Source organism: Mesorhizobium sp. B1-1-5 (genome assembly GCF_006443065.1).
Taxonomy (GTDB): domain Bacteria; phylum Pseudomonadota; class Alphaproteobacteria; order Rhizobiales; family Rhizobiaceae; genus Mesorhizobium.
This window is the reverse complement of sequence record NZ_VFWS01000006.1, coordinates 1-23,613: the sequence shown is the minus strand read 5'-3', so window position 1 is coordinate 23,613 and position 23,613 is coordinate 1. Positions and strand designations below refer to the sequence as shown.

The 23,613-nt window shown below is 64.7% G+C and carries 21 protein-coding genes; 11 read left to right on the top strand and 10 right to left on the bottom strand.

Annotation, left to right across the window (positions count from 1 at the left end; genetic code table 11):
- Positions 1-84 precede the first annotated feature (84 nt).
- The 3 genes from FJ980_RS03910 to FJ980_RS03900 all read left to right on the top strand — a co-directional run bounded on the left by FJ980_RS03910 (position 85) and on the right by FJ980_RS03900 (position 2,723).
- A complete protein-coding gene (locus FJ980_RS03910) occupies positions 85-390 on the top strand; it encodes a hypothetical protein (protein WP_140541633.1) in 306 nt (101 codons plus the stop codon).
- A 213-nt stretch (positions 391-603) separates the two neighbouring features.
- Complete coding sequence (locus FJ980_RS03905) at positions 604-1,968, top strand: nodulation protein NfeD (protein ID WP_140541632.1); 1,365 nt, start codon at positions 604-606, stop codon at positions 1,966-1,968.
- The gene (locus tag FJ980_RS03900) at positions 1,965-2,723 is read left to right on the top strand and encodes a slipin family protein (protein WP_140541631.1); all 759 of its coding nucleotides are present in this window, start codon (positions 1,965-1,967) and stop codon (positions 2,721-2,723) included. The genes FJ980_RS03905 and FJ980_RS03900 overlap by 4 nt, the downstream gene beginning before the upstream one ends.
- A gap of 36 nt (positions 2,724-2,759) precedes the next feature.
- On the opposite strand, the gene FJ980_RS03895 is transcribed toward FJ980_RS03900, so the two are convergent.
- Complete coding sequence (locus FJ980_RS03895) at positions 2,760-3,245, bottom strand: hypothetical protein (protein WP_246673351.1); 486 nt, start codon at positions 3,243-3,245, stop codon at positions 2,760-2,762.
- 230 nt (positions 3,246-3,475) lie between these two features.
- On the opposite strand from FJ980_RS03895, the gene FJ980_RS03890 reads away from it, so the two are divergent.
- Positions 3,476-3,859: an SgcJ/EcaC family oxidoreductase gene (locus tag FJ980_RS03890; RefSeq protein WP_140541630.1), complete on the top strand. Its 384-nt coding sequence runs from the start codon at positions 3,476-3,478 to the stop codon at positions 3,857-3,859.
- A gap of 102 nt (positions 3,860-3,961) precedes the next feature.
- Here FJ980_RS03890 and FJ980_RS03885 read toward each other — a convergent pair whose 3' ends face one another.
- Positions 3,962-4,891, bottom strand: a complete 930-nt coding sequence (locus FJ980_RS03885; RefSeq protein WP_140541629.1) for a LysR family transcriptional regulator — start codon at positions 4,889-4,891, stop codon at positions 3,962-3,964.
- Between the two features lie 98 nt (positions 4,892-4,989).
- On the opposite strand from FJ980_RS03885, the gene FJ980_RS03880 reads away from it, so the two are divergent.
- Positions 4,990-6,000 (top strand): NAD(P)-dependent alcohol dehydrogenase, encoded by a 1,011-nt coding sequence (locus FJ980_RS03880; protein ID WP_140541628.1) that lies wholly within the window; start codon positions 4,990-4,992, stop codon positions 5,998-6,000.
- A gap of 182 nt (positions 6,001-6,182) precedes the next feature.
- On the opposite strand, the gene FJ980_RS03875 is transcribed toward FJ980_RS03880, so the two are convergent.
- A complete protein-coding gene (locus FJ980_RS03875; protein WP_181181095.1) occupies positions 6,183-10,415 on the bottom strand; it encodes an autotransporter domain-containing protein in 4,233 nt (1,410 codons plus the stop codon).
- Positions 10,416-10,714: 299 nt separating this feature from the next.
- Positions 10,715-11,677 (bottom strand): AraC family transcriptional regulator, encoded by a 963-nt coding sequence (locus tag FJ980_RS03870; protein ID WP_140541626.1) that lies wholly within the window; start codon positions 11,675-11,677, stop codon positions 10,715-10,717.
- Positions 11,678-11,935: 258 nt separating this feature from the next.
- On the opposite strand from FJ980_RS03870, the gene FJ980_RS03865 reads away from it, so the two are divergent.
- Together FJ980_RS03865 and FJ980_RS03860 are read left to right on the top strand one after the other, a co-directional pair.
- Entirely contained in the window at positions 11,936-13,108 is a 1,173-nt protein-coding gene (locus FJ980_RS03865; RefSeq protein ID WP_246676296.1) for a LuxR C-terminal-related transcriptional regulator, read from the top strand.
- A gap of 265 nt (positions 13,109-13,373) precedes the next feature.
- Positions 13,374-14,063: an outer membrane protein gene (locus FJ980_RS03860; RefSeq protein WP_140541625.1), complete on the top strand. Its 690-nt coding sequence runs from the start codon at positions 13,374-13,376 to the stop codon at positions 14,061-14,063.
- Between the two features lie 176 nt (positions 14,064-14,239).
- Here FJ980_RS03860 and FJ980_RS03855 read toward each other — a convergent pair whose 3' ends face one another.
- The 3 genes from FJ980_RS03855 to FJ980_RS03845 are packed head-to-tail and all read right to left on the bottom strand — an operon-like array spanning position 14,240 to position 18,011.
- Complete coding sequence (locus FJ980_RS03855; RefSeq protein WP_140541624.1) at positions 14,240-16,534, bottom strand: xanthine dehydrogenase family protein molybdopterin-binding subunit; 2,295 nt, start codon at positions 16,532-16,534, stop codon at positions 14,240-14,242.
- A complete protein-coding gene (locus FJ980_RS03850; RefSeq protein ID WP_140541623.1) occupies positions 16,531-17,514 on the bottom strand; it encodes a xanthine dehydrogenase family protein subunit M in 984 nt (327 codons plus the stop codon). Before FJ980_RS03850 ends, FJ980_RS03855 begins: the two co-directional genes overlap by 4 nt.
- Positions 17,511-18,011, bottom strand: a complete 501-nt coding sequence (locus tag FJ980_RS03845) for a (2Fe-2S)-binding protein (RefSeq protein WP_181181094.1) — start codon at positions 18,009-18,011, stop codon at positions 17,511-17,513. Before FJ980_RS03845 ends, FJ980_RS03850 begins: the two co-directional genes overlap by 4 nt.
- A 483-nt stretch (positions 18,012-18,494) precedes the next feature.
- Here FJ980_RS03845 and FJ980_RS03835 point away from each other — a divergent pair, with 483 nt between their 5' ends.
- Together FJ980_RS03835 and FJ980_RS03830 are read left to right on the top strand one after the other, a co-directional pair.
- The gene (locus FJ980_RS03835) at positions 18,495-19,091 is read left to right on the top strand and encodes a TetR/AcrR family transcriptional regulator (protein ID WP_140541737.1); all 597 of its coding nucleotides are present in this window, start codon (positions 18,495-18,497) and stop codon (positions 19,089-19,091) included.
- A 139-nt stretch (positions 19,092-19,230) separates the two neighbouring features.
- Complete coding sequence (locus FJ980_RS03830; RefSeq protein WP_140541621.1) at positions 19,231-20,061, top strand: aldo/keto reductase; 831 nt, start codon at positions 19,231-19,233, stop codon at positions 20,059-20,061.
- A 43-nt stretch (positions 20,062-20,104) separates the two neighbouring features.
- Here the strand turns inward: FJ980_RS03830 and FJ980_RS03825 are convergent, their stop codons facing one another.
- Positions 20,105-20,404 carry a hypothetical protein gene (locus FJ980_RS03825; protein WP_095768322.1) on the bottom strand — a complete coding sequence of 100 codons (300 nt, stop codon included), beginning with the start codon at positions 20,402-20,404 and terminating at the stop codon, positions 20,105-20,107.
- 145 nt (positions 20,405-20,549) lie between these two features.
- On the opposite strand from FJ980_RS03825, the gene FJ980_RS03820 reads away from it, so the two are divergent.
- Together FJ980_RS03820 and FJ980_RS03815 are read left to right on the top strand one after the other, a co-directional pair.
- Positions 20,550-21,449 carry a VOC family protein gene (locus tag FJ980_RS03820; protein ID WP_140541620.1) on the top strand — a complete coding sequence of 300 codons (900 nt, stop codon included), beginning with the start codon at positions 20,550-20,552 and terminating at the stop codon, positions 21,447-21,449.
- Positions 21,450-21,483: 34 nt separating this feature from the next.
- Positions 21,484-22,083 carry a sulfotransferase family protein gene (locus tag FJ980_RS03815; RefSeq protein WP_140541619.1) on the top strand — a complete coding sequence of 200 codons (600 nt, stop codon included), beginning with the start codon at positions 21,484-21,486 and terminating at the stop codon, positions 22,081-22,083.
- A 205-nt stretch (positions 22,084-22,288) separates the two neighbouring features.
- Here FJ980_RS03815 and FJ980_RS03810 read toward each other — a convergent pair whose 3' ends face one another.
- Together FJ980_RS03810 and FJ980_RS03805 are read right to left on the bottom strand one after the other, a co-directional pair.
- Complete coding sequence (locus FJ980_RS03810; RefSeq protein ID WP_224632366.1) at positions 22,289-22,957, bottom strand: DUF2270 domain-containing protein; 669 nt, start codon at positions 22,955-22,957, stop codon at positions 22,289-22,291.
- 233 nt (positions 22,958-23,190) lie between these two features.
- Entirely contained in the window at positions 23,191-23,397 is a 207-nt protein-coding gene (locus FJ980_RS03805) for a hypothetical protein (protein WP_140541617.1), read from the bottom strand.
- Positions 23,398-23,613: the final 216 nt, after the last annotated feature.

Sequence of the window (23,613 nt, the reverse complement as noted above, 5' to 3'; positions counted from 1 at the left end):
CGCATGTCCGTCCTCCCCGGAACCAAAGCGACAGGCAGCGGTTTACCCAGCCGAAGGGATGATTCAGGAATCAGGAATAGAGCAATGAAAACAGTGCTCCTTGCCGCCCTGGCGCTCTGCATCGCCGCACCCGCCGTCGCTTCGGCGGCCGAGGCCGATGTTGTCATCAGGACGCATCACAGGCATCATTATCATCACCGCCCCGCCATCATCATCAATGACGAGGGCCATCGCTTGCATCACCGCCATCACGGCACGGTCGCCTTCTATGACAATGGCGAGCGGGGCTGGCGTTATCGCCATCACCGTCGTCAGGACGTGGTCGTCACGAGTTCGATCCACCGGCACCATCATCGTCGGGTCGTCGTCGAGGGCGGCTCCGACTATTGACGCCCCGCGCCCCGGCTCGTGCGATCAGACACGGGCCGGGAGCGCTTTTTTCCGATTTATCTCTTCAGGACCGATTTCGCTGCGTAGCGCCTTCAGCGCCGCCCTGAACCATGGCGCCCAACCGCAGCCGCCGACGGTTGGCGCGGGCGGCCTTCGACGCTCATTGGACTTCGCCGCGGCACAACCCATATTTGGACTCATGGAGCTTCGAGCGTGACCTTCGCGCGGGTGGCCCTTTTCGCCGTTGCCCTCATGGCCGTGGCTGCCGTTTCTTCCTTCTCCTCGACCGGGAGCGGGAAGATCGCGCTGAGCGTTGCCATTGACGGCGCTATTGGGCCAGCGAGCACCAGGCAGCTCGAGGAGGCGCTCGACACTGCTGCTGAACGCAACGCCGAAGTGCTCATCCTTCAGCTCGACACGCCGGGCGGCCTGGTCACCTCGATGCGCGAGATGATCGCCGACATCCTGGCCTCGCCCGTGCCCGTTATCGGCTATGTCGCGCCGGCCGGCGGCCATGCGGCGAGCGCCGGCACGTATATTCTTTACGCTACCCATGTCGCGGCGATGGCGCCGGGCACCAATCTGGGCGCGGCGACGCCGGTCGAGATAGGCGGGCTGCCATCGCTTCCGGGCGGCGACAAGGACAAGAACCAGAAGGGCGTCACCGAGCCGCCCGGCGACGAGATGATGGCCAAGGTGACCAATGACGCGGTCGCGCTCATCCGCTCGCTCGCCGAGATGCGCGGCCGCAACGGCGACTGGGGCGAGAAGGCGGTGCGCGAGGCCGCGAGCTTGTCGGCCAACGCCGCCCTACAGGAGCATGTCATCGACTTCGTCGCCCGCGATGCTAACGAGTTGCTGCAGCTTGCCGACGGGCGCACCGTCGATGTCGCCGGCGCCAAGAAAGTGCTGGCGACGAAAGGGCTGCCGGTCGAGACGCTGGAGCCTGGCTGGTTCATACGGCTGCTCTCCGTCATCACCGACCCGAACACCGCCGTCATCCTGATGCTGGTCGGCGTCTATGGTCTTGTCTTCGAGTTCACCAGCCCGGGCGCCGTGGCGCCCGGCGTCATTGGCACCATCTGCCTGGTGCTCGGGCTCTATGCGCTCAACCTCTTGCCGATCAACTATACCGGCCTGGCGCTGATGCTGCTCGGCATCGCCTTCCTGATCATCGAGGCCTTCAACCCCACCGTGGTGCTAGGGTTGGGCGGCGTCGCCGCTTTCCTGCTCGGCTCGGCCATGCTGCTCAGGATCGAAGGGCCGGGCTTTGCCATGTCGTGGGCGGTCATCGGCCCCGCCGCCGTGCTGACGCTCGGACTGGCGCTGCTCACCGGAACCTATGTCTGGGCGGCGCGCAGGAACCCGCCGCGCGTCGGCGGCGAGGCGATGCGCGGCCTGCCCGTCGAGATCATCGACTGGCATGGCGGCGAGGGCCATGTGCTGGCTTTGGGCGAACGTTGGCGGGCGAGGGCCGACGAACCCGTAGCACCCGGCGACAGGGTCGAGGTGATCGACGTCAGCGACCTCGTGCTGACCGTGCGGCGTCGCGATGCGAGCAACAACGGAGTAAAATGATGGTCGGTTACGTCGCCTATCTTATCATTGCGCTGCTGGTGATCATCTTCCTGGCGGCCGCCATCCGCATCCTGAGGGAATATGAACGCGGCGTGGTCTTCACGCTCGGCCGCTTCACCGGCGTCAAGGGCCCCGGCCTCATCATCCTCATCCCTTTCGTCCAGCAGATGGTGCGGGTCGATCTGCGCGTGGTCGTCCAGGATGTGCCGCCGCAGGATGTCATCTCGCGCGACAACGTCTCGGTCAAGGTCAACGCCGTGCTCTATTTCCGCATCGTCGACGCCGAGCGGGCCATCATCCAGGTCGAGGATTTCATGGCCGCCACCAACCAGCTGGCGCAGACCACGTTGCGCTCGGTGCTCGGCAAGCACGAGCTCGACGAGATGCTGGCCGAACGCGACAAGCTCAACAGCGACATCCAGGAGATCCTCGACCAGCGCACCGATGCCTGGGGCATCAAGGTTTCCAATGTCGAGATCAAGCATGTCGACCTGAATGAAAGCATGATCCGCGCCATCGCCAAGCAGGCCGAGGCCGAGCGGCTGCGCCGCGCCAAGGTGATCAATGCCGACGGCGAGCAGCAGGCGGCGGCGAAGCTGGTCGAGGCCGGCCGCATGCTTGCGGCCGAGCCGCAAGCCATGCAGTTGCGCTATTTCGAGGCCCTGCACGACATCGCCGGCGAGCGCTCGTCCACGGTGGTGTTCCCGCTGCCGGTGGATTTGCTTGGGCAGTTCATGAAAGGGCAGGGCAAGTGAGGCATTGACGCTCTCGGTCTTCCCTCGGCGGCAGAGTCAGTCGGCCTCGCCGCCCGAACCCTTGCCGCATTCTGCCAGCACCTTGCCGATCGCAGCACCTGAGCCTTTCAGCGGAAAGCTCGCCGCGCCGTATTTGTCGGCCGAGACCGTCACCTCGCCCTTGCCGCGCAGCAGCGCCAGCAACGGGTCGGCGGGGCCGGAGAGTTCGGCGGTGAAGTAATTGTACATCGCCTCGAGCTCGAGCTTTTTCGTCAGGCTCCTGTCGCCGGCCTTGAAGGTGAAGGATCCGCCGATGCCGGGCTCCAGCTGCCCGCCCGCGGCGCCGAGATCGTAGCTCAGCACCGGCTTGTCGAAGCAGGCCAGCATCAGATGCGCATCGCCCTTCGGCCCGCCGCAGACCGAAGCCGTCATCACGCTGCCGCCTTCGTCCTCCTCCATCCGGGCGGACCAAGCGCAAGGCGCGGCATGGGCGAAAGGCGTGGCTAGAAGGGCAAGTGCGACGATTGCCAGTGCGCTTTTCATAATCGATCCCCCACCGTGGCGGGGCATCATATAGAGATTGTCGAAAGCCGGCGAGCGGCCAATCTCTCCTGAATTGATCTCGCTTATGTGCTCTTGGCCGGCTCGAACAATTCCAGCAGATTGCCGGAAGGGTCGACCACCAAGATCTCGTCCGCGGCGTTGCCGGCGGAGGCGATCGCACCAGGTATTGACGACTATCCGACCGCCGACGATTGCAAGGAGGTAAACCGATGACCGATGATGCAACCGCGATCCGCCAGGTGGTCGAGACCTGGATGGCGGCGGGCCGGAAGGGCGATCTGGAGACCGTGCTTGGCCTGATGACGGACGATGTCGTCTTCATGGTTCCCGGCAAGGAGCCCTTCGGCAAGGAAGCCTTCGCCGCCGCCTCCAGGAGCATGGGCGAGACTAAGATCGACGGTGACAGCGAGATCGTCGAGCTCAATCTGCTCGGCGACTGGGCCTATATCCGCAACCGCATCGATATGACGGCGACACCGCCCGGCGGCGAGCCGGTGCGGCGGTCCGGCTATACGCTGACGCTGCTGCGCAAGGAGAATGACGGCCGCTGGCGGCTGGCGCGAGATGCGAATTTGCTGGCGGCAAAAGGGTAGGGCGCGGCCGCCGGAACTGCCTGTCCCCTTCTGGGGCGAGGAACCTTGTCCTGCGAGCGCCGCGTTCGGGATCGCCGGCTCGAATGCCCGGCTACCTCGCGCTCACTTTCGCCACGGCGGCTCAGGCGCGAAGCGCTTGCCGATCCAGTCGGCGAAGGCGCGGGTCTTGGCGGCCTGACCCTTGGCCGAGGGCATGACGACATAGACCGCGCCCTCGTCGGTCAGTGTCCAGTCCTCCAGGATCGGCACCAGCCGGCCGTCGGCGAGCTCGCGCCCGACCAGCCAGTCGGTGCTCATCATCAGGCCGACGCCCTGCACGGCGGCCTCGACCAGCACCTCGGCGTCGTCGGTGACCAACGGCCCTGAAACCTCGACGCGCACGCGCCGGCCCTCGCGGTCGGTCATCTCCCAGGCGGGAAAGGTCTGGAAGCCGGAGAAGCCCAGGCAGCTGTGCTCCAGCAGCGCCTGCGGCGTTTCCGGCCTGCCCCTTCTGGCGAGGTAGGAGGGCGCGGCGCAGAGCAGCCGGCGCCGCGTCGCCACCTTGCGCGCCACCAGGCGCGAGTCCTCTAGGCTGCCCAGCCGTACGGCGACGTCGAAATTCTCGGCGACGAGATCGGCGAAGCGGTTGGAGAACTCTGCCTCGATGTGGACCTCGGGGAACTCCGCCAGGAATTGCGGCAAGAGCGGCCCGATCCACATGCGCCCGAAGGTCCCGGGCAGCGCCAGCTTGAGCAGGCCGCGCGGCCCGCCGGCGGCATGCGCCGATGCGGCCGCCTCGGCCTCGTCGACCGAGGCCAGGATGGCGCGCACGCGCAACAGGAATTCCGCGCCCGCCTCGGTAAGCGACACGCTGCGCGTGGTGCGGTGGAGCAGCCGCACTCCCAGCCGCTCTTCCAGCGATTGGAGACGGCGCGACAGGATGGTCGCGTCGCGTCCGACTCTCGCTGCCGCCCTGGTGAAGGAGCGCGCCTCGGCGACGGCCGCGAAGGCCGCCATTTCGGCAAGGGCGGAGGGTTCAACTGATTGCTGCATGATTTGCAATACTCAAATGCGAAGCCCAACGATTATCGAGTAGTAGCGCAGCAGCTAGGTTCGCTCAATCGTCCATCGACCACGCACGGAGCGAACCCATGAAAGCCATCGAACTCAGCCAACCCAGGCTCGACGCCTTCCGCGCCGCCAGCATCGCCACGCCCGAACCGCAACGCGGCGAGGTGCTGATCCGCCAGTGTGCGGCGAGCCTGAATTTCGTCGATGTCGCTGTGGCGAGCGGCAATTATCCCGGACCGGTCTTCCCGCTCGTTCCCGTGGCCGACGGCGCCGGCGAGATCGTCGCGCTCGGCGAGGGCGTGACGAGATTCAGCACGGGCGACCGGGTCGTTGCCCACGCCAAGCCGCGCTGGATCGGCGGCCGGCCGCGTCCTTACGAGATGACGCAGATGCGCGGCATCTCCTTGCCCGGGTCGCTGGCCGAATATGTCGCGCTGCCGGCCAACTCGGTCGTGCCGGTCCCGGCGCATCTTTCCTTCGAGGCGGCCTCGACCTTGCCGATCGCCGCCACCACCGCGTGGAACGCCATCCGCGCCGCCGATGTCGGGCCGGGCTCGGTCGTCGTGCTGCTCGGCACGGGCGGGGTCTCGATCTTCACCCTGCAGCTCGCCAAGGCGGCCGGGGCCACCGTCATCATCACTTCGTCCTCGGACGAGAAGCTCGAGCGAGCCAAGGCACTGGGCGCCGATCACCTGATCAATTACCGCGCGACACCGGACTGGGACGGCAAGGTGCTGGAACTGACCGACGGTCTCGGTGCCGACCTCGTCGTCGAGACCGGCGGCGGCGCCACCTTCGCGCGCGCCGTCAACGCCACCGCGCCCGGCGGCACGCTGTTCACCATCGGCTTCGTCACCGGCGCCGAGGCCACGGTCAATCTGCTGCCGATCATCATCAAGGCGCTGAAAGTGGTGGGCAACAACACCGGATCGGTCTCGGACCTGCGCGACGCCGCCCGCGCCATCGGCGCCGCCCGGATCGAGCCGGTCGTCGACAAAGTGTTTTCACAAGACGAGGCGACCGAAGCCTACACCTACATGGCCGCCGGCGGCCTGCATTTCGGCAAGCTGGTGTTCGGCTTGGATTGGTAGGAAGAGCTGACGCTGGAGTAGGCGAAGGCGATGAATCTCTCGATCTCCCTGAAGCCGACTTCCCTGACAGCAAGATGTGGGAGCTTCAATCCGCCTCGCCGCCCAAGCCGTATTCGGCCGGCAGGGGGCGCTCCGTCTACCGAGCGTTCTCATGCTATGCTCCCGATCCTCACCTCTCGCCGTCAGAACTTGAGGTCGAGGTTGGCCTTGACGCCGTTGTCGGCATTATGGGAGCCGAACTGACCGGTGTAGGACAGGCCGAGCGTGGCATTGACCGACATCGGCAGGTCGAATCCGGCCTCGATCACGGCGCTGTCCCTGGCGATGGGCACGCCGGCGATGGTGAAGGCGTTGCCGCCGGCGAAGGCGAAAGTCGAAGTCGGCGTGACATCGCCGAAGGCATGGCGCCAGCCGAGCGTGCCGCGCGCGGTCGCCTCGATGCTGCCCAGGGTCAGGTCGGTCGAGGCGCGCAGCCCGAGCGTGGTGAAGGTCGCATTGGTAGTTGAACTTGCGCTGGTCAGGGCTGCACCGCCACCTTTCTCGGTGAAGCCGTCAGTATGCACGCTGACATAGGCGAGATTGGCGAACGGCTCGAACTTAAAGCGCCCGGCATGGGCCTTGTAAGCGAGTTCGCCGAACACCTGTGCCGTGCCGGCGTCGTAGTCGGCCGACAGTTGATCGGCGAAGCCATTGAAGGCAACCGCGCGCTTGGTCGAGATGCTGTTCCAGCTGTAGGCGGCACCGGTGCGGAAGGCTATGGCGCCCCAGTTGGTGCCCCCGTAGAGCCCGAGATGGTAATTGTCGCCGGCGCCGCTGGAATGGCGAGCGTCGGCGTCGAAAGTCGAATGGCTGTAGCCGCCGATGATGCCGACGCGCCAGTCCCCGACCAGGCTATCGGCGCCGACCAGGAGGCCGCCGGTCGAACGATCGAAGGCGGCGGCATTGCCGTCGCTGCCGGTATGTCCCCACGAGCCGAAGGCTTGGCCCCAGACGGCGAAGCGATCGGTGTCGGCCGCGACCATTTCCGGCCCGCCCTCGCCATAGGCCATGACCGGCAATGCGGCTGCGTCGGCATCGCCGAACGCGGCGCTGATCCGTCTGGTGGCGGCATCGCGGATGAAGCGGCTGTCCTCCAGCAACATCCCCTTGGCCGAGGCATGGATCTCTCCCGACAGCTGGTCGAAAGCCGCTTGGGCAGCTGCCTCTGTCGGCAACACGGCGATTGTGTCGTAGAGCGGATTGCCGGCACCCAGGCTTTCGGCGCCACCGCCGGTGGCGATCTGGTTCGGCGTCAGGCCAACCTGAGCGAAGGTCTTTTGGACCACATCGAGATAGACGTGATTGGCGTCATAGCTGTCGACGAGGCCGAGGAAAGCCGTGCCGATATCGCCTGTGAGCGCGTAGTTTCCCGCGACACCACCGTCGGCTTGCAACACCGTATAATGCGTGCCCGCTATGTAAGGCGCGGCATCCGTCTTGACCACGTCGAGCATCGATCCGGCGGCGATCGTCGCAGCGCCGGTCGCCTGGATCAAATCGGACTGGCCGGTCGAGGTCAGTTCGGCCTGATAGATTGAGCCGGCCGCCTGGTCGACGTCGCCCGCCACATTGAGCGTGCCGATCGAATTGCCCGGCCCGATGATGCCGCCCGAATGCGCCGCGATGCCGCCCACCGTGCCGTTGCCGCCCAGTATGCCGCCCAGTATGCCGCCCGAGATCGTCACCAGCGAAGTGGCCAGCGAACCGTTCACGGCCAGCCGCCCGCCGCTCACGTTGGTCGCGCCGGTGAAGGCGCCGGAATCGGCGGTGAGATTCGTGTTGCCGGCGATCTGGTTGATCGTGCCGGCACCGCCGATCGCCGACGCGAAGGTGTAGTTCGTGTCGGTGTGGTTGAAGTTGATTGCGCCCGCACCCGGTCCGAACTGGACACTCGCCGCATTGAGCGTGCCGGCGGCCGTCGCTGGCGATCCGCTCGCCGCGCCGATGTTCAGCGTGCCGACAGAGCCCGCCAGGGCGGCGATGTTGACCGCGCCGCCGGCCGACACCGCGCCGCCATTCGCGATCGTCAGCGTGCCTGTACCAATACTGCCGACATAGAGATCTCCGCTATTGGTCCATGTCGAGCCAGGGCCGCTGACCGTTGCGGTACCGATGGACCCGGCACTAGCTCCCAGATAGCCATCTGTGTTGCTGACCGTGCCGCCGTTTGAGACGATCAATGAGCCCGTACCACGGTGACCAACCATGAGAAGGCTGCTGCTGGTCCAGCTTGAGCCCGCGCCGCTGACCACTGCCGTACCTATGGATCCGGCGTCAAAGGCCAGATAGCCAGCGTTGCTAATGACCGTTCCGCCGTTTGAGATCGCCAGTGCGCCGGTGCCGTCTGCGCCAACATAGAGGTTGGAACTGTTGGTCCAGGTCGCGCCGACGCCATCGACAAACGCCATGCCCGTCGAGCCCGCCTTCGCGCCTATAATCGCAGAGCCGTTGCTGACCACGCCATGCGAGATCGCCAGCGCGCCGGTGCCATAATCGCCGACAAACAGATCCCCGCTGTTGGTCCAGGTCGAGCCGGCGTTGTCGACAATCACCATGCCGATGGAGCCCGCCTGCGCGCCGACAGCGGCCCAAGTGTTGCTGACAACGGCGCCATGAGAGATCGCCAGGGTGCCGTTACCGAAATCGCCTACCATCAGGTTGGAGCTGTTTGTCCAGGTCGAGCCGGCGCCATCGACGAACGCGATGCCGGTCGAGCCTGCCTGCGCGGCGATATTGCCCTCACCATTGCTGACCGTGCCGCCATTCGAAATCGTCAACGTGCCCGTCCCGGCGTCGCCGACAAAGAGGCCCGACGCGATGCTCCAGATCGAACCTACGCCGTCGACCGTCGCCGCGCCGGTCGAGCCCGCTGTGGCACCGACAAAGCCGATGTTGCTGCTGACTAGACCGCCGTTCTGGATGTTCAGTATGCCAGTGCCGCCATATCCAACGTAGAGGCCGTTCGTGTCGCTCCAGGTCGATCCGTTTCCGGTGACCGTAAGGGTGCCGCTCGAATCGGCATTGACGCCGATGTAGCCCGACATGGCGCTCACTGCGCCGCCGTTCTGGATCGTCAGCGCGCCGGCACCGTAATTGCCGATGGAGAGAAAGCCGGAATTGGTCCAGTGCGAGCCCGCACCGTCCACCGTCGCGGCGGCGGCCGGGCTGAAATTTTCACCGATATAGCCGTTGGTATTGCTCACCGTGCCACCGTTCTGGACCGTCAGCGTGCCGGCGCCGTTCCAGCCGACATAAAGCTCGCCGGAATTGCTCCAGGACGAGCCGGCGCCGGCGACCGTCGCGGCGCCGGTCGAGCCGGATTTGGAGCCGATCTGGCCGCCAGTGCTGCTCACCACGCCGCCGCTCTGGATCGTCAGCGTGCCGGCGCCGCCCCAGCCGACAAGTAGATTGCCGGAATTGGTCCAGGACGAGCCGCCGGTGACAGTCGCCGAGCCACTGGAACCGGCCTGCTCGCCAATCGAGCCGAGGGAATTGCTTACAGCGCCGCCGTTGGAGATGGTCAGAGTGCCGGTGCCGGCATAGCCGATGAAGAGCGACGAACTGTTGGTCCAGGTCGAGCCGATGCCACCGACCGTCGCCGTCCCGGTCGAACCCGCGGAATATCCGAGATAGCCAGCAAGGTCGCTCACCACACCGCCGGCTAAAACGGTCATCGCGCCCGTGCCATTCTGTCCGACCGTCAGATTTCCGCTGTTCGTCCATGCCGACCCCGGGCCGAAGAGGTTGACCGTGCCATGGGAGCCGGCATTCGCGGCAACAACGCCGGTCACATCCGTTGCTGTTGCTCCGCTGAAGATGTCTAGAAATCCGGTGCCTTGATCGCCGACGGTCATCTGGGAAGCGTTCGTCCAGGCGGAGCCTACCCCCGTCAACACAACAGTGCCGGTGGCAGAGGAACTCCCGCCAAGATTGGCAAGGTCGTCCGACAACAGGCCACCATTTGAAACCGTCACCAATCCGGCGCCGCCAAACCCGACATAGAGATTGCCCGTGTTGTTCCATTGCGAACCGGCGCCATTGACCGTGGCCGTGCCAGAGGAGCCGGAAACGTAGCCGATATAACTATAGAGATTGGTAAGAGTGCCGGCATTCGAGATGGTCAGATTGCCGGTTGAAGAAGAGCCATTGGCTATGGTGAGACCGGCGGCAAAAGCATTTCCGGCGTTGATGACGGTCGGGTTTATAACGATGGTGTCGATAGTGACATTATCGGCCGCGGTCGGTACCGATGCGGGATTCCAGTTTCCGGCGGTGAACCAATCCGTGGAGGCCGCGCCGGTCCAGATCTCGGCTGCCGTGGCGCTTGGCTGGCCAAGGCCGATCAGCGCCGTCGACGTCAGGGCCAGATATTTCAACGTCTTCTTCCGGCGTTCAAATCCATTCTTCGGCATTTAATCCCCTGACAGACAAGTCGTTTCACCCTGAAGGTGACATGTCATTGGAGCCCGGCGTTGTCTTGGGCAGCGCCGCACTGGAATTGGACTGGAAAGAGGTGCCGGTTCTTTTCTGCGCGTTGTGATGCTTTGGCACCACCGAGAATTTTGCAGCCAAGCGGCGTTACTTGGCGTCGCAGAAATGTGGCTAAAACAAACAGATAGAGCGGATGGGAAAATCGGAAATCGCGTCGCCTGACCGGTTTCGGGAGATGCCGGTTCTATCTGGCGCTTGTTGGCGTGTAGCCGAAGCGACGGCGGAAGCAGCGATTGAAGTAGGACACGTCGCTGAACCCGCTCATCATCGCAATTTCGCTGACCCGCATGTCGTCATTGTGTCTTTGGGCGAGCATCTTATGTGCGCTTTGCAAGCGCAGCTCGAGCACACGCTCGGAGAAGCTGATGCCCGTCTCCTGGAGAATGTCGTGAATATAGCGCGTCGACAGACGGAGTTCCTTTGCGACGCCCTGCGCGGAGATGCCAGGATCGGCGAAATTGTCTGCGATGTTGGCGAGGACCGCCCGCAGCCTGGCCGCTCGCAGGCCGCGCAGGCCGGCCAATTCGGCAGCCTCACCTTTTGCGCCCGTCACCAGACCGATCAGATCGACGATCACGTCCGTTGCGTGCATGATGAGATCGGCCGAGACGAGGGGGCGGCCGGTCTCGAGAAGTTGGCAATAACGCTTGAGAAGATCGAGAGCCTCGTTTTCGGCGCCGATCTTCAACGCCAGCCTGTCATCGATCTGTGGGAAGGCCTGTACGAGGACGGCGCGTGGGACCACCACGTTCGACCACACGTTCCGGTCGGCACCGACCATTTTCAGTGCTTCCGATGCCGTGACCAGGACCGCTTCTCCCTTGCCGACGCCGTACTCGCGGCCGACCTGCGCCCCGGTCAAAACGGTGTCGGCCTTGTTGATCAGCAGGAGATATCCGTCATTGCCGTCGTCGGCAATGTTGCTTGCTTTCCTCGTTGCATGCCTGATCGTTCCGGACATCTGGCCAAGAACCAGTGATCCGACAGCCGTGGCTTCGATCGCTGCCTCGAAAGGCAGGTCCGCGGATATGCCGTATTCAACCGACCATATCTCCGCGACATGGATGTCCTGCCAAAGGGAAAACCGATCGCGTTCATTAAGATGCGAGGGCAACTGAGCCGATGAAAACACCGTCTTTCGCGACAATCGAACACCTCGAAAAACTACAGCTTCAAAAATTGTCGAACGCGATGCTTTCCAATCCGGGAATAACAAGCGACATTGATCGCTTGGCGTTCGACCGATCGCATTAGACCCTTAATCGAGTTCAACCACGCGTGGCGTCACCCCAAAGTATGACGTCGCGAAATCCTTCCAGACGGGATCGGCGTTTTTTGCGCCGGGCGGCTGTCAATTTGGTGCTGTATTCATCGTTTTTCGCTTATCCCTCATGCGGGACAGGGCGTGTCAGGGGGCGTGGTGGAGAGGCTGGGCAGCGAAGTACTTTATTCGATTATCGGTGAAATTTATGATTGCGTTTTGAATCCGGAAGGCTGGAGCGGAGTGATGACCCGGGTCACCGAAGCTGTCGACGCCGCCTATACCACTGTCGCGCTGGCCAGCACTGCTGACAATCAGGGCCGTTTCGCGGCTCAATCAGCTTGGGATCCGGTGCAAATGCGCGCGCTCCAGGAAGATTATGACTTTGACGAAATTCCCGGATTGAAGGCCGCGGTCATGGGCGACATCGACACGCCTGTTGCGACGCTGTCGCATATGAGCGAGGCCGAGCTCCAGCAAACGCCGTTCTTCCAGAATTGGGCCGGACCGCAGGGATTGCGAGAGGCTTGCATCACCAAATTCGTTCACACGCCGGACCGGATTGGGCTCATGGGCTGCACCACGCGTGCCAACAGGGGTATCATAACCGTTGAAGAGCAGCGGTTCCTGGCATTGCTCTCGCCGCATCTGCGCCGCGCTTCCCTGATTGGAGATCTGCTCGATCAGACCCGCATTACCGCCAATTTCTATCGCCAAGCGCTCGACCATCTCGCCGTGCCTATCGTTCTTGCCGGCGCCGACGGAGCAATCCTCCATGCGAATGGGGCTGCCGACCGGATGTTTTCCGGGCAGGGTCCCATTCTTTCCAGGAAGGGCCTGCTCCAACCGCAGAACCCGGTGGTCGCCCGCGCTTTGGCGGAAGCATTAGCCAGCGCTGCCGGCGCAGATGGTTCGCTTGGCTCTCGCGGCATAGGGCTGCCCGTTTCAGCGCCGGGTCAACCGCCCGCCGTAGCCTATGTGTTGCCGCTGACCGAAGGAACCGCGCGCGCGGCTTTCCGGCCCGCCTGCGCGGCCGTGTTCGTATCGCCCACGACGTCCTCTTCTCCGCTGCCGGAGGCCGTTCTCACGACGCTGTTCGACCTTACTCCCGCGGAGGCCCGGGTCCTCCTGCGGATCGGCAGCGGATTGCCCGCGTCCAGGAGCGCCTCGTTGCTCGGCATCAGTGAAAACACGTTGAAGACCCATCTCAACCGGATATTCGCCAAGACCGGCACGAGGCGCCAAGCCGATCTCGTCAAACTGATTTCGGACATAGGCATGCCTTTCGTGACTGATCAGGCTGCCGCTCGCCGCTGAGCTGGCCGCGCCGAACTCCTCGTCGGCGCCGGGCGGTGCCAGGTAGACTCACGCCCAAACGCCGCGTCCAGACCGGCAATCGACTGAGGCTATATGGCCACACTGACCGGGAAAGCGTTGCGGCGCTCTCCGGGACAATTCAGGTGCGGCTCAGCCCAAGACGCCGCTGGCGAACAATGCAACATCGGGGCTCTCGACGTTAACTTGAACTCCGCTGAGCATTTCGGCAGCGGGGGAGCGCAACACCTTGGGGCAGCAAACAACAATGAAAACGATTCTTCTCGCTACGGCCTTTATTCTCTCGTCAGTCGGTATGGCGTCCGCGGCGGACACCAATGAAACCCTTCCCGTTGCCGCCGACTACGACTGGTCTGGCCTCTATGCTGGCGCTCACTTCGGCTACGTCGCCGGAAAATCCAATTTCTTCATCGCCGGCGCTGGCGTCGGGGGCACCGATGTTAACCTTCCCCTCGATCCCAGCGGTTTCATTGGCGGCATCCATATCGGCTTCAATCAGGAGATGGCGAACCGCTTCGTGCTCGGCGCCGAGGCGGACATTGCGTACAGCAATGTAGATGCGGTGGGGACCTTCGCCGGTGCCGGCGCGTTGCTCAAGAGCGAGCTCCAGTGGTCGGGGTCGGCACGGCTGCGCGCCGGCTATGCGTTTGATCGGACCTTGCCTTACATCACCGCGGGCGTGGCCGCGGCCAAGTATGAAATGACTTTGATCGGCACCAGCGGTTCAATACCGATCCACGACGAAACCCATGTTGGCTGGACGGTTGGAGCGGGCATCGAGCACGCTTTCACTGACAGGTGGATCGCGCGCGTCGAATATCGCTACTCCGACTTCGGCAAAAAGGATATCTCGGTGCCGCTGTTCGGTCCTGGCACGGTTGCGAACATCGATCTCAAGACGCACGATCTGCGGGTCGGCCTCAGCTACAAGTTCTGATCTGACAGACCGAGCAAAACCCCAGCCTCGCGCCGGGGTTTTGCTTGTGCCGTAGACGCATGCACGCCCGCCGGCGCGGGCCAAGAAGTTGACGATGCGCGCTCGGCCGGCGAGCCCGTCGGCGCGACCATCGACACCTGCTGCCCGCCAGGTAAAGAGGGTCCCTGGCGTCGACCTCAGATCAGCTTCTCCAGCGTGATCGGCAGATCCCGCACCCTTTTCCCTGTCGCGTGGAACACTGCGTTGGCAATCGCCGGCGCGATGCCGACGATTGCCAGTTCGCCCACGCCCTTGCCCCCAAGGGCGGAGGAGTGCGGGTCAGGGATGCCGACCGAGATGGTCTGGATGTCCGGGATATCGGCATTGGTCGGCAGCATGTAGTCGGCGAAATTGCCGTTGACGATGCGGCCGTGGCGACGATCGACGATGCCTTCCTCGAGCAGCGCCTGGCCGATGCCCATGATGATGCCGCCCTTCCACTGGCTCTCCGCCAGCTTCGGGTTGTAGAGCCGGCCTGAATCCAGCGCCGACACCACGCGCGCCACGCGAACCGTGCCGAAATCCTCGTCGATGCGCACCTCGACGAAATGCGCGCACCAGGAATGGCGCGAATAGTCGCCCTCGGTGTGCGGGATCGACATGGCTATCGTGGTGTAGTTCTTGTAGCGCTCTTCCGGCGTCGTGCTGGCCGGCAGCGTGTCGCCCTTGGCTTCGATTTGGTCGCGGCCGATCGCCACCATGAAGTCTGCGATCGACAGGTCCGGCCCTTCGCCGCGCGGCGAGGCGATGCGGCCATCCCTCACTTGCAGCGTGTTCGCCTGCAGCTTCTGGAACGGCGAGCGCGGGTCGGAAAGCGCGAGCCCGATCAGCTCGTCCAGCGCCTGGCCTGCCGCCTTGTGAACGGCGCCGGTCATGACGCCGGCAAGTCGCGAGCCGCCGGTGACGCCGGCGCGGGCGAAATGCGAGTCGCCGAGTTTCACCGACACCCGCTCCACCGGCACGCCAAGCGTCTCGGCCGCGGTCTGCGCCAGGATCGTGTAAGTGCCTTGGCCCATGTCGATGGAAGAGCTTTCGACTTCGACCGAACCGTTGGAAAGCAGCTTCACCACCGCCTCGCCATGCGCACGCCGCACCGGATATGTGCCGGCCGCAACACCCCAGCCGATGAGCTGGTGGCCGTCGCGCATCGAGCGCGGCGCGTTGCTGCGCTTCGCCCAGCCGAAGGCCTCGGCACCGGCGGCAAAGGCCTCGCGCAACTGGCGTGTCGACCACGCCTTCTTCGCATGCGGGTCCTGCTCGGCATAATTGATCAGCCGCATCTCCAGCGGATCGATACCGAGCTCATAGGCGAGCTCGTCGATGGCGCTTTCGATGCCGAAGGCGCTCGGGTTCTCCCCCGGCGCGCGTTTTGCTCCCGGCACCACCATATTGACCCGCACCACATTCTGCTTCGAGGAGAAGTTGGGCGTGGCATACATGATCGAGGTGACGGAGCCGAGCGGCTCGACCCACATCCCGTCGACCGCTGTCTCGTTGACGCCGCGATGCACGATCGACTGGATTTTGCCATCCCTGTCGGCGCCGATCGCCACTGTCTGCCGCGTCGCCGCGCGGCCGCCATAGGACGTAAAATTCTGCGGGCGGGTGAGCACCAGCTTCACCGGCCGGTCGAGCATCCTGGCGGCAGCCGCCGCAACCGCGCTGTGCGCCAGCGCCACTGCCTTGGAGCCGAAGCCACCGCCGATATAGGGCGAGACCAGCCGCACATTCTCGAACGGCACGGAAAACCACTCGGCATAGGTGCGCGCCATGCCGTCGAGCCATTGGCTGGGCTCCCAGATGGTCAGCTCGTCGCCTTCCCAGCGCGCGATCAGCCCATGCGGCTCCATCGCCGCCTGGAATTCGCGCGGCGTGTTGTAGGCCGCGCAGATGCGCACAGGCGCTTCGGCGAAGGCGGCTTCAGCGTCGCCCCATTCCTTGGTCATGGCGTCGATCGGGATGCCGTCGCCGGCCTTGCCGTCGCTTAGGTCGACGATAGCCGGCGTCTCGTCATACCACACCTTGACCAGCGCCGCGGCGGCGACCGCCTGCTCGAATGTCTCGGCCACCACCGCCGCGACATGCTGGCCGGAAAAGGTTACCTCGCGCACGAGCGGCGCGTAGCTCGGCTGCGACGGCGGGTTGCCGAGCCAGTCCGATGCGCCCTTCAATTTCATGATGGTGTCGGGCGTCAGCACGGCGAGCACGCCGGGCGCGGTCTCGGCCGCGCGGGCGTCGATCGCCGTCACCTTGCCGGCGGCGATCGTTGCGCCGACCAGCACCGCATGCGTCAGCCCATCGAGCTGCTGCTCGAAGGCGTATTTCGCTGCGCCCGTGATCTTGGCCGGGCCGTCGACGCGCGACAGCCGTCCGCCGACCGCTTCGAGGCGCGCGCTGTCGGACGCGGCGTGTTTCATATCATGAACGGTCATGCCGTCTCTCCCAATTTGAAGATGGCGCGCGCGATCACGCGCGGCGCCAACGCAATCTTGTAGTGGTTGGCGCCATGGTCGACGGCGCCCTCCATGGCGAGCTCGCTCGCCTTGCGGATCGTGGCTTCGTCGAGCGGCTTGCCTTTCAGCGCCTCTTCGACGGCGCGCGCCCGCCAAGGTTTCGTGGCGACGCCGCCGAGCGCGATGCGGATGTCGCGCACGGTGCGGCCGTCGCCTTCAAGCTCCAGTCCGACCGCCGCGCTTGCCGCCGCGAACTCATAGGACTGGCGGTCGCGCACCTTGATGTAGGTCGAGCGTCTGGCCGCGGCCGAGCCTGGGATCTCTACTGCGGTGATCACTTCGCCGGGGCGGATGTCGTGCTCCTGCTCGGCGGTGGCGCCCGGCGCAAGGAAGAAGTCCTCGACCTTGAGCTTGCGCTCGCCGAGATCGACCTTGGCGTCGAAGGCGACGAGCGCTACGGCGAGATCGCCCGGATAGGTGGCGATGCAGGCCTCGCTCACGCCGAGCACCGCATGGCCACGCGTCGCGCCGCCGATCGCCGAGCAGCCGCTGCCGTGCGCGCGCTTGTTGCAGGCCGGGAAGTTTTGCGGATCGCGGAAATAGGGGCAGCGCGTGCGCTGCATCAGGTTGCCGCCGATGGTCGCCATGTTGCGCAACTGCGCCGAGGCCGCCTGCCACAGGGCTTCCGATACGGCCGGGAAGCAGCTCTTCACGGAGGTGTGGTCGGCGACATGGCTCATCCTGGCCAGCGCGCCGATCACGGCGCGGTCGGCGGTGACATCGATGGCGTTGAGCCCTTCGATGTGGCTGATGTCGATGACGGTCGAGGGTTCGGCGACGCCGCATTTGGCGAGGTCGATGAGCGTGGTGCCGCCTGCAAGCAGCATGGCGCCGGGAAGGGCGGCGGCGTTGCGCGCGGCCTCGACGCTGTCGGCGCGTAGATACGAAAAATCTCTCACGAGCGCAGCTCCTGTGCGGCTTGGCGAATGGCGGCGACGATGTGCGGATAGGCGCCGCAGCGGCACAGGTTGCCGGCCATGTATTCGCGGATCTCATCGTCCGAACCGGCATGGCCCTCGCGGATGCAGGCCACCGCCGACATGATCTGTCCCGGCGTGCAATAGCCGCACTGGAAGGCGTCCTGATCGAGGAAAGCGGCCTGCACGGCATGCAACGTGCCGTCCTGGCCGGCAAGGCCCTCGATGGTGGTGATCGAGCGCCCTTCGACTTGGGCCGCGAGCGTCAGGCAGGCCAGCACGCGCTCGCCGTCGACATGCACGGTGCAGGCGCCGCACTGGCCCTGGTCGCAGCCTTTCTTGGTGCCGGTGAGGTGGAGCCGTTCGCGCAGCGCATCGAGCAGCGTCACGCGCGGCTCGATCTCCAGCGCGTGGGCCTGGCCATTGATGGTGAGGTTGAGGGAAAGCGTGGTGGGACTGATGGTGACTTGATCATTCATGGGGCGTCGGGCTCCGATTGCTGGACGCTTGAGCGGATGGAAATGGGGCTTGGGAGGACAGGGGCAAGGGTAATGGCTGGAGGGACGCAACCTCTGCGGTCGTCATCCTCGGGCTTGACCCGAGGATCCATGCCGTCGCGTTTGCCGAGGATCGCGGCGGGCCAGAATTCTGCACCGTAGCCGCGCTCGCAGGGTATGGCATGGATCCTAGGGTCTGCGCCGCGTCGCTTCGCTCCTTGCTTCGCCCTAGGATGACGAACTCACGAGCGGATTCGCCAACCAGAGGCGTCGCAGAGCGCGCCCGTCTCCACCAACCAGGGTGCGCTTGCCGTCCTTCTCTACGTGACATATCGCTTCCCCTGGTTATATGATAAAAGCACTCCACTAAAACGGAGGTGCCTCCGTTTATTTACGTGGGGTCTGGCCTGGCATGGTTCAACCCCCATATTGCGTTCGGTGGAGAAAAAAGTGCCTGACCAGGAAATGACCGCTGAAGCGAAGCGCGACGCGCAGGCGCCAAAGCCGTTGCGGGCCGATGCAAGGCGCAACCGCGACAGGCTGGTCGAGGTGGCGGCGCAGGCTTTCGCCGCCGATGGCGTCGACGCCTCGCTGGAGGAGATCGCCAAACGGGCAGGGGTCGGCATCGGCACGCTCTACCGCCATTTCCCAACGCGTGAGCATTTGGTCGAGGTCGTCTATCGCCGCGAGGTGGAGGGACTTTGCCACGCGGCCGAGGAACTCGCCCGGGAGCACACTGCCGATGTCGCACTGGAGCTCTGGATGCAGCGCTTCGTCGACTACATCGCCACCAAGCGCGGCCTCGCCACCAGCCTGCGCCTATTGCTCACCACCAACTCGACGCTGTTCTCCGACACGTCCGGCCGCGTCTCGGGCGCCATGCGAAGCCTGATCGAGGCCGCCGCCGCCTCGGGAAAAATCCGCGCCGACGTCGACGCCTCCGACGTCATGCATGCGCTGGGCGGCATCTACTCGGCGCCGAGCACGCCAGACTGGCGCGAGCGGTCGGGGCGGCTGGTGAAGCTCTTGATGGATGGGCTGCGGTTCGGGGCGAGGGGCTGAGGCGCGGGAACTGCTAATCTCCCCCACGAGGGGAGATTGGCAGCTTCGGCGCCGCGCCATCTTCTCTCTCCCTGACTGGCATTGCCCAACCCGTGGCCTACATAGTCGGCACCACCCTCCCTTCCAAAAGGAACCTCCCATGCCCGAAAAGCTCAAATTGAACGACGGCGCCACCATCCCGCAGATCGGGCTGGGCGTCTGGCAGGTCGATCCGGAAATCACGGCCAAGGTTGTGCGCTGGGGCATCGAGGCCGGCTACCGGCTGATCGACACCGCCGAGGGTTATCGCAACGAGGAAGGCGTCGGCGAGGCGATCGCTGCTGCCGGCGTGCCGCGCGGCGAGCTGTTCATTACCTCCAAGCTGCGCAACGGCGCGCATCAGCGCGACGCGGCGCTGCGCGCCTTCGACGAGACGATGCAAAAACTCGGCATTGACCAGATCGACCTGTTCCTCATCCACTGGCCGGTGCCCAGCCAGAACAAATATGTCGAGGCCTGGAAGACGCTGGTCGAGCTGCGGAAGGCCGGCCGTATCAAGTCTGTCGGCGTCTCGAACTTCAACCAGGACCATCTGGAGCGTATCATCGGCGAGACCGGCGTGACGCCGGTGGTCAACCAGATCGAATTGCATCCGCGCTTTCAGCAGCGTGACAAACGCGATTTTCACGCCAGGCACAACATCCGTATCGAGAGCTGGAGCCCGCTGGGCAGCGGCCGGCTGCTGGCCGATCCGACGCTGGAGAAGATCGCGAAGAAGCACGGCAAGTCGGTGGCGCAGGTCATCATCCGCTGGCACCTGCAGGAGGGGCTGGTCGTCATTCCGAAGTCGATCCACCGGGAGCGCATCGCCGGCAATTTCGACATCTTCGGCTTCGAATTGGACGCGGACGACATGCAGACCGTTCACGGTCTGGATTCGCCCGACGGCCGGACGGGACCCGATCCGGCCACGGCGGCGTTCTTGTTCTGAGGATTAGGTTCCCCCTTCTCCCACAAGGAAGGGGATTGCCTAGCTAAATTCCCTCTCCATCCACCAGCGGCACGTCATCCCCCTCCCAGGGGCTCGGCATCGTCCCGCGCCCGGCGGTGGGCAGCGGCATCCAGCATCTGAGTTCCGGTTCTGCATATTCGACGATGCGGCCGGGTGAGGAGTCCGACGCCCGCCAGCCTTCCTCGCCGAACTGGTCGGCGCGCGACCAGTAGGCCATGTCGACCTCGGCCGGTCCCTGCTCGGAGGAGCGCACCGTCACTAGGATGCGGCTGCCGTCCCGCGGCGCGCTCGCCATGTTGCGCCACTGTTCGGTCTCGTCCATGCGATCTCCTCCTGCTGAACCAATTCCAGAAAACCGGCCGTCGCAATAGTCGCCGCCCGCCGGGGAGGGGTCAACCCGAACTTGGAGCGCGACAGGCAATTCATTCACAGCTAATATGTCATTGGCCGCAATCGGACAGACGACGATGGACGATGGATTGCTGTCTCCGGTGACCCGTCTCGGGCCGGTCCATCTCAAGGTGACCGACGTGCCGGCGGCCTTGAATGTCTGGCGCGACGCGCTTGGGTTGGCGCTGCTTGGCGAGGACGCCACCATGGCGGAGCTTGGCGCCGGCGGCCGGACGCTGATCGTGCTCCATGCCGGCGCGGAGGCACCGCTGCCGCAGAAGTCGCGCGATCTCTTCCACGTCGCTATCCATATCACCAGCCGCCGCGATCTCGCGCATACAGCCGCCCGCCTCAAGGCATCTGGCTTACGGTTCAGCGCCCAGGATCATCTGGTTTCGGAATCGCTCTATGTCTCCGACGCCTCCGGTAACGGCATCGAGATCTGCTTCGACACGCCGGAGCGCTTGCTGCGCCGCGAAGTGTCGCCCAACGGCCGCGTGACGCTGATTGCCACCGACGGCAGCGCCCATTCTGGGCTCGAGCCGCTGGACGTCTCGGGGCTGCTGCGCGACCTCGGCAACTCCGGCCATATCGAGCCGAAGATCGCGCAGGATGCCTTTATCGGCCACATCCATTTGCGCGCCCGCGCGCCCGAGATGCTGATGAAATTCTATCTCGGCGTGCTCGGCTTCCGGCCGCATATCCAGTCCCGGACCTTCGGCATGTTCGACTGCGGCACGGCGCGCCGCGCCCATATGGTAGCCTTCAACATCTGGGCGCGCGACGAGCTGCGCGAGCCGCCGCCGGGTGCGGCCGGCCTCGACCATTTCACCATCGAGCTCGGCTCCGCGCAGGAGCTCGCCGCCGTGGAGGGCAGGCTCGAAGCGGCCGACATACCGGTGAAAAGGGACGGTCGCGTTATCTCGACCGCCGACCCGGAAGGCAACCGGCTGCGGCTCGTGGTCCAGGGAGATTGAGCGCAACCGCTTGAAGACGGGAGGAGGAGGGGAAATGTCGCTCAAGGTGATTGGAACCGGCTTCGGCCGGACCGGCACGGATTCGATGCGCGAGGCGCTGACCATGCTCGGCTTCGGTCCTTGCCATCATATGTCGGAGGTGATGGCGCATGAGGAGCAGAAGCGGGTCTGGCGGGCGCTGGCCAGGGGCGAGACGCCCGACTGGACCCAACTCTTCGCGGGATATAGATCCTGCGTCGACTGGCCCTCGGCGCACTATTGGCGCGAGCTGATCGAAGCCTATCCGCAGGCGCACGTCATCCTAACCTGGCGTTCGCCCGAAAGCTGGTGGGAGAGTTTCGAAAAAACCATCCTGCCGGCGATCGTCGGCAGCACGGACCAGGACTCGCTCGGCATCTCGCTCGTTTCGAAACAGGTTTTTGACGGCCGCCCGCAGGACCGCGCCCATGCGATCGCGATCTATCGGGACAATGTCGAGGCCGTGCTGAATACCGTGCCGGCCGGACGTCTGCTGGTCCACAAGCTCGGCGACGGCTGGCCGCCGCTTTGCGCCCATCTCGGCGTTCCCGTGCCGGACGAACCCTATCCCAGCCGCAACACCACGCAGGAGTTCCGGTCGGCGCTGTCGCTGTAGGTGAGGGAGTAGGGGAGTAGGGGAGTAGGGGAGTAGGTCAAGAGTCTCAGGCCACGTAGACGCCGCGAACTCCCATCGCTAACTTCCTCACTATTCACTATTCACTATTCACTATTCACTACTCACTACTCACTACTCACTACCTCACTACCTCACTACTCACTACTCACTACTCACTGCTCCCTTACTGCTCTACTCCCGTCCCTCACACATGCACGTCGCCGAAGGACAGCTCGCCGTCATCGGCGCGGACCAGGAACGCCGCGGCGAGCAGCGCGAGATAGCAGCCGGCCACGCCGCACACCACGACGACGCCGGGAATTGGGCCGAGCGTCGCCACCCGGAAGGTGTCGACGAGCGAGGCGCCGAAGCCTATGGGAGAGCCTTCGCGCGACAGGCTCGGCGTGGTGATCTTGAGGATCCAGGCAAGCAGCAGGATCGTGTACATGAAGATGTAGTTGCGGCGCAGCCGGCGGATCAGCGCCGCGCGCTGTGTGATCAGGAAACGCGGCGAGCGCAGGCCTTCGCCGAGGATCGCGAGCCAGTTGGAAGCATAGTCCGGCTGTGGCGAAAAGATCTGCGCGAAGTAATAACGCTCGAATTGCCGCACACGAGCGCGGTAGACGTCGAAGAAGCGATAGCGCCGCGCCTCGATCCACAACAGCAGCGTGATCAGGAGCATGGCGAACAAAAGGACGCCATGATGCGCGCTGGGCGTCGACAGCGATACCGACAGCATCGCCGCCACCACCGTGATCGCCCAGTTGCTGGTGCGGTCGAGCCGGTCGCGCCAGCCGGCCATGCGCGCGATCTCGGCGCGATGGAAATGCGACAGCGTCGTGGTGAATTCAGGAGAGCTGAGCTTCAGCGCCAGCGTGTCGGAAGCGCGCGGCGGTGCGGCCTTCTCGGTGGATCTTGCCGGCGCAGCCGCCTCTGTCGACCTTGCCACAGCTGCATCTGTGGATTTTGCGGCATTCGTCTGGGACATTCTGCCGTGCGCCTCCCGCCGCCATGGCCGGCCGTCCTCGCCTCGACATCGACCGGCCACACCCCTGTCGCTTCAACGTGCGGCCGGCCGGAATGTTCCCGCCTTTTCAGGCGGATAAGTCAGGATGCAAGTGGGGGGACACCACCGTTCGCGCGTCGTGGAAAGGGCAGCACATCGGCGATCGGCCTGGCATGCTGGGCTGCCGCCACTGCCTCGATCACAAGGTCGAGCGCCGCAAGCGCCGCGCGGCTCGTTTCATCGTCGCCGCGCAGGTAATGGCAGGCCCGGTCGAGGTGCAGGTGGGCGGCGGCAAAGTCGCTTTTCATTAGCTTCTCCTTATTGCCCGCCACAGCGCGAACATCGCCGAGTCGCTTTACCGGGAAGCAAAAATCCGTGGTGGCATTTGATTAGAATTGTAGGAAACGGCGCCGGAACTGCTGATCTCCCCGCTTGTGGGGGAGATGCCCGGCAGGGCAGAGGGGGGCGCCGTAGAGCACCAACTTCTGCCTGTCTCTCTTGCTGCATGTCCCATGCCGGACCTG

Bases quoted from the DNA above. Each gene is read 5' to 3' on its own strand.
- FJ980_RS03805 (WP_140541617.1), bottom strand. From the start codon at position 23,397: ATGAAAAGCGACTTTGCCGCCGCCCACCTGCACCTCGACCGGGCCTGC.
- FJ980_RS03900 (WP_140541631.1), top strand. From the start codon at position 1,965: ATGATGGTCGGTTACGTCGCCTATCTTATCATTGCGCTGCTGGTGATC.
- FJ980_RS03890 (WP_140541630.1), top strand. From the start codon at position 3,476: ATGACCGATGATGCAACCGCGATCCGCCAGGTGGTCGAGACCTGGATG.
- FJ980_RS03825 (WP_095768322.1), bottom strand. From the start codon at position 20,404: ATGGACGAGACCGAACAGTGGCGCAACATGGCGAGCGCGCCGCGGGAC.
- FJ980_RS03880 (WP_140541628.1), top strand. From the start codon at position 4,990: ATGAAAGCCATCGAACTCAGCCAACCCAGGCTCGACGCCTTCCGCGCC.
- FJ980_RS03815 (WP_140541619.1), top strand. From the start codon at position 21,484: ATGTCGCTCAAGGTGATTGGAACCGGCTTCGGCCGGACCGGCACGGAT.
- FJ980_RS03895 (WP_246673351.1), bottom strand. From the start codon at position 3,245: ATGAAAAGCGCACTGGCAATCGTCGCACTTGCCCTTCTAGCCACGCCT.
- FJ980_RS03830 (WP_140541621.1), top strand. From the start codon at position 19,231: ATGCCCGAAAAGCTCAAATTGAACGACGGCGCCACCATCCCGCAGATC.
- FJ980_RS03885 (WP_140541629.1), bottom strand. From the start codon at position 4,891: ATGCAGCAATCAGTTGAACCCTCCGCCCTTGCCGAAATGGCGGCCTTC.
- FJ980_RS03835 (WP_140541737.1), top strand. From the start codon at position 18,495: ATGACCGCTGAAGCGAAGCGCGACGCGCAGGCGCCAAAGCCGTTGCGG.
- FJ980_RS03860 (WP_140541625.1), top strand. From the start codon at position 13,374: ATGAAAACGATTCTTCTCGCTACGGCCTTTATTCTCTCGTCAGTCGGT.
- FJ980_RS03845 (WP_181181094.1), bottom strand. From the start codon at position 18,011: ATGAATGATCAAGTCACCATCAGTCCCACCACGCTTTCCCTCAACCTC.
- FJ980_RS03855 (WP_140541624.1), bottom strand. From the start codon at position 16,534: ATGACCGTTCATGATATGAAACACGCCGCGTCCGACAGCGCGCGCCTC.
- FJ980_RS03910 (WP_140541633.1), top strand. From the start codon at position 85: ATGAAAACAGTGCTCCTTGCCGCCCTGGCGCTCTGCATCGCCGCACCC.
- FJ980_RS03820 (WP_140541620.1), top strand. From the start codon at position 20,550: ATGGACGATGGATTGCTGTCTCCGGTGACCCGTCTCGGGCCGGTCCAT.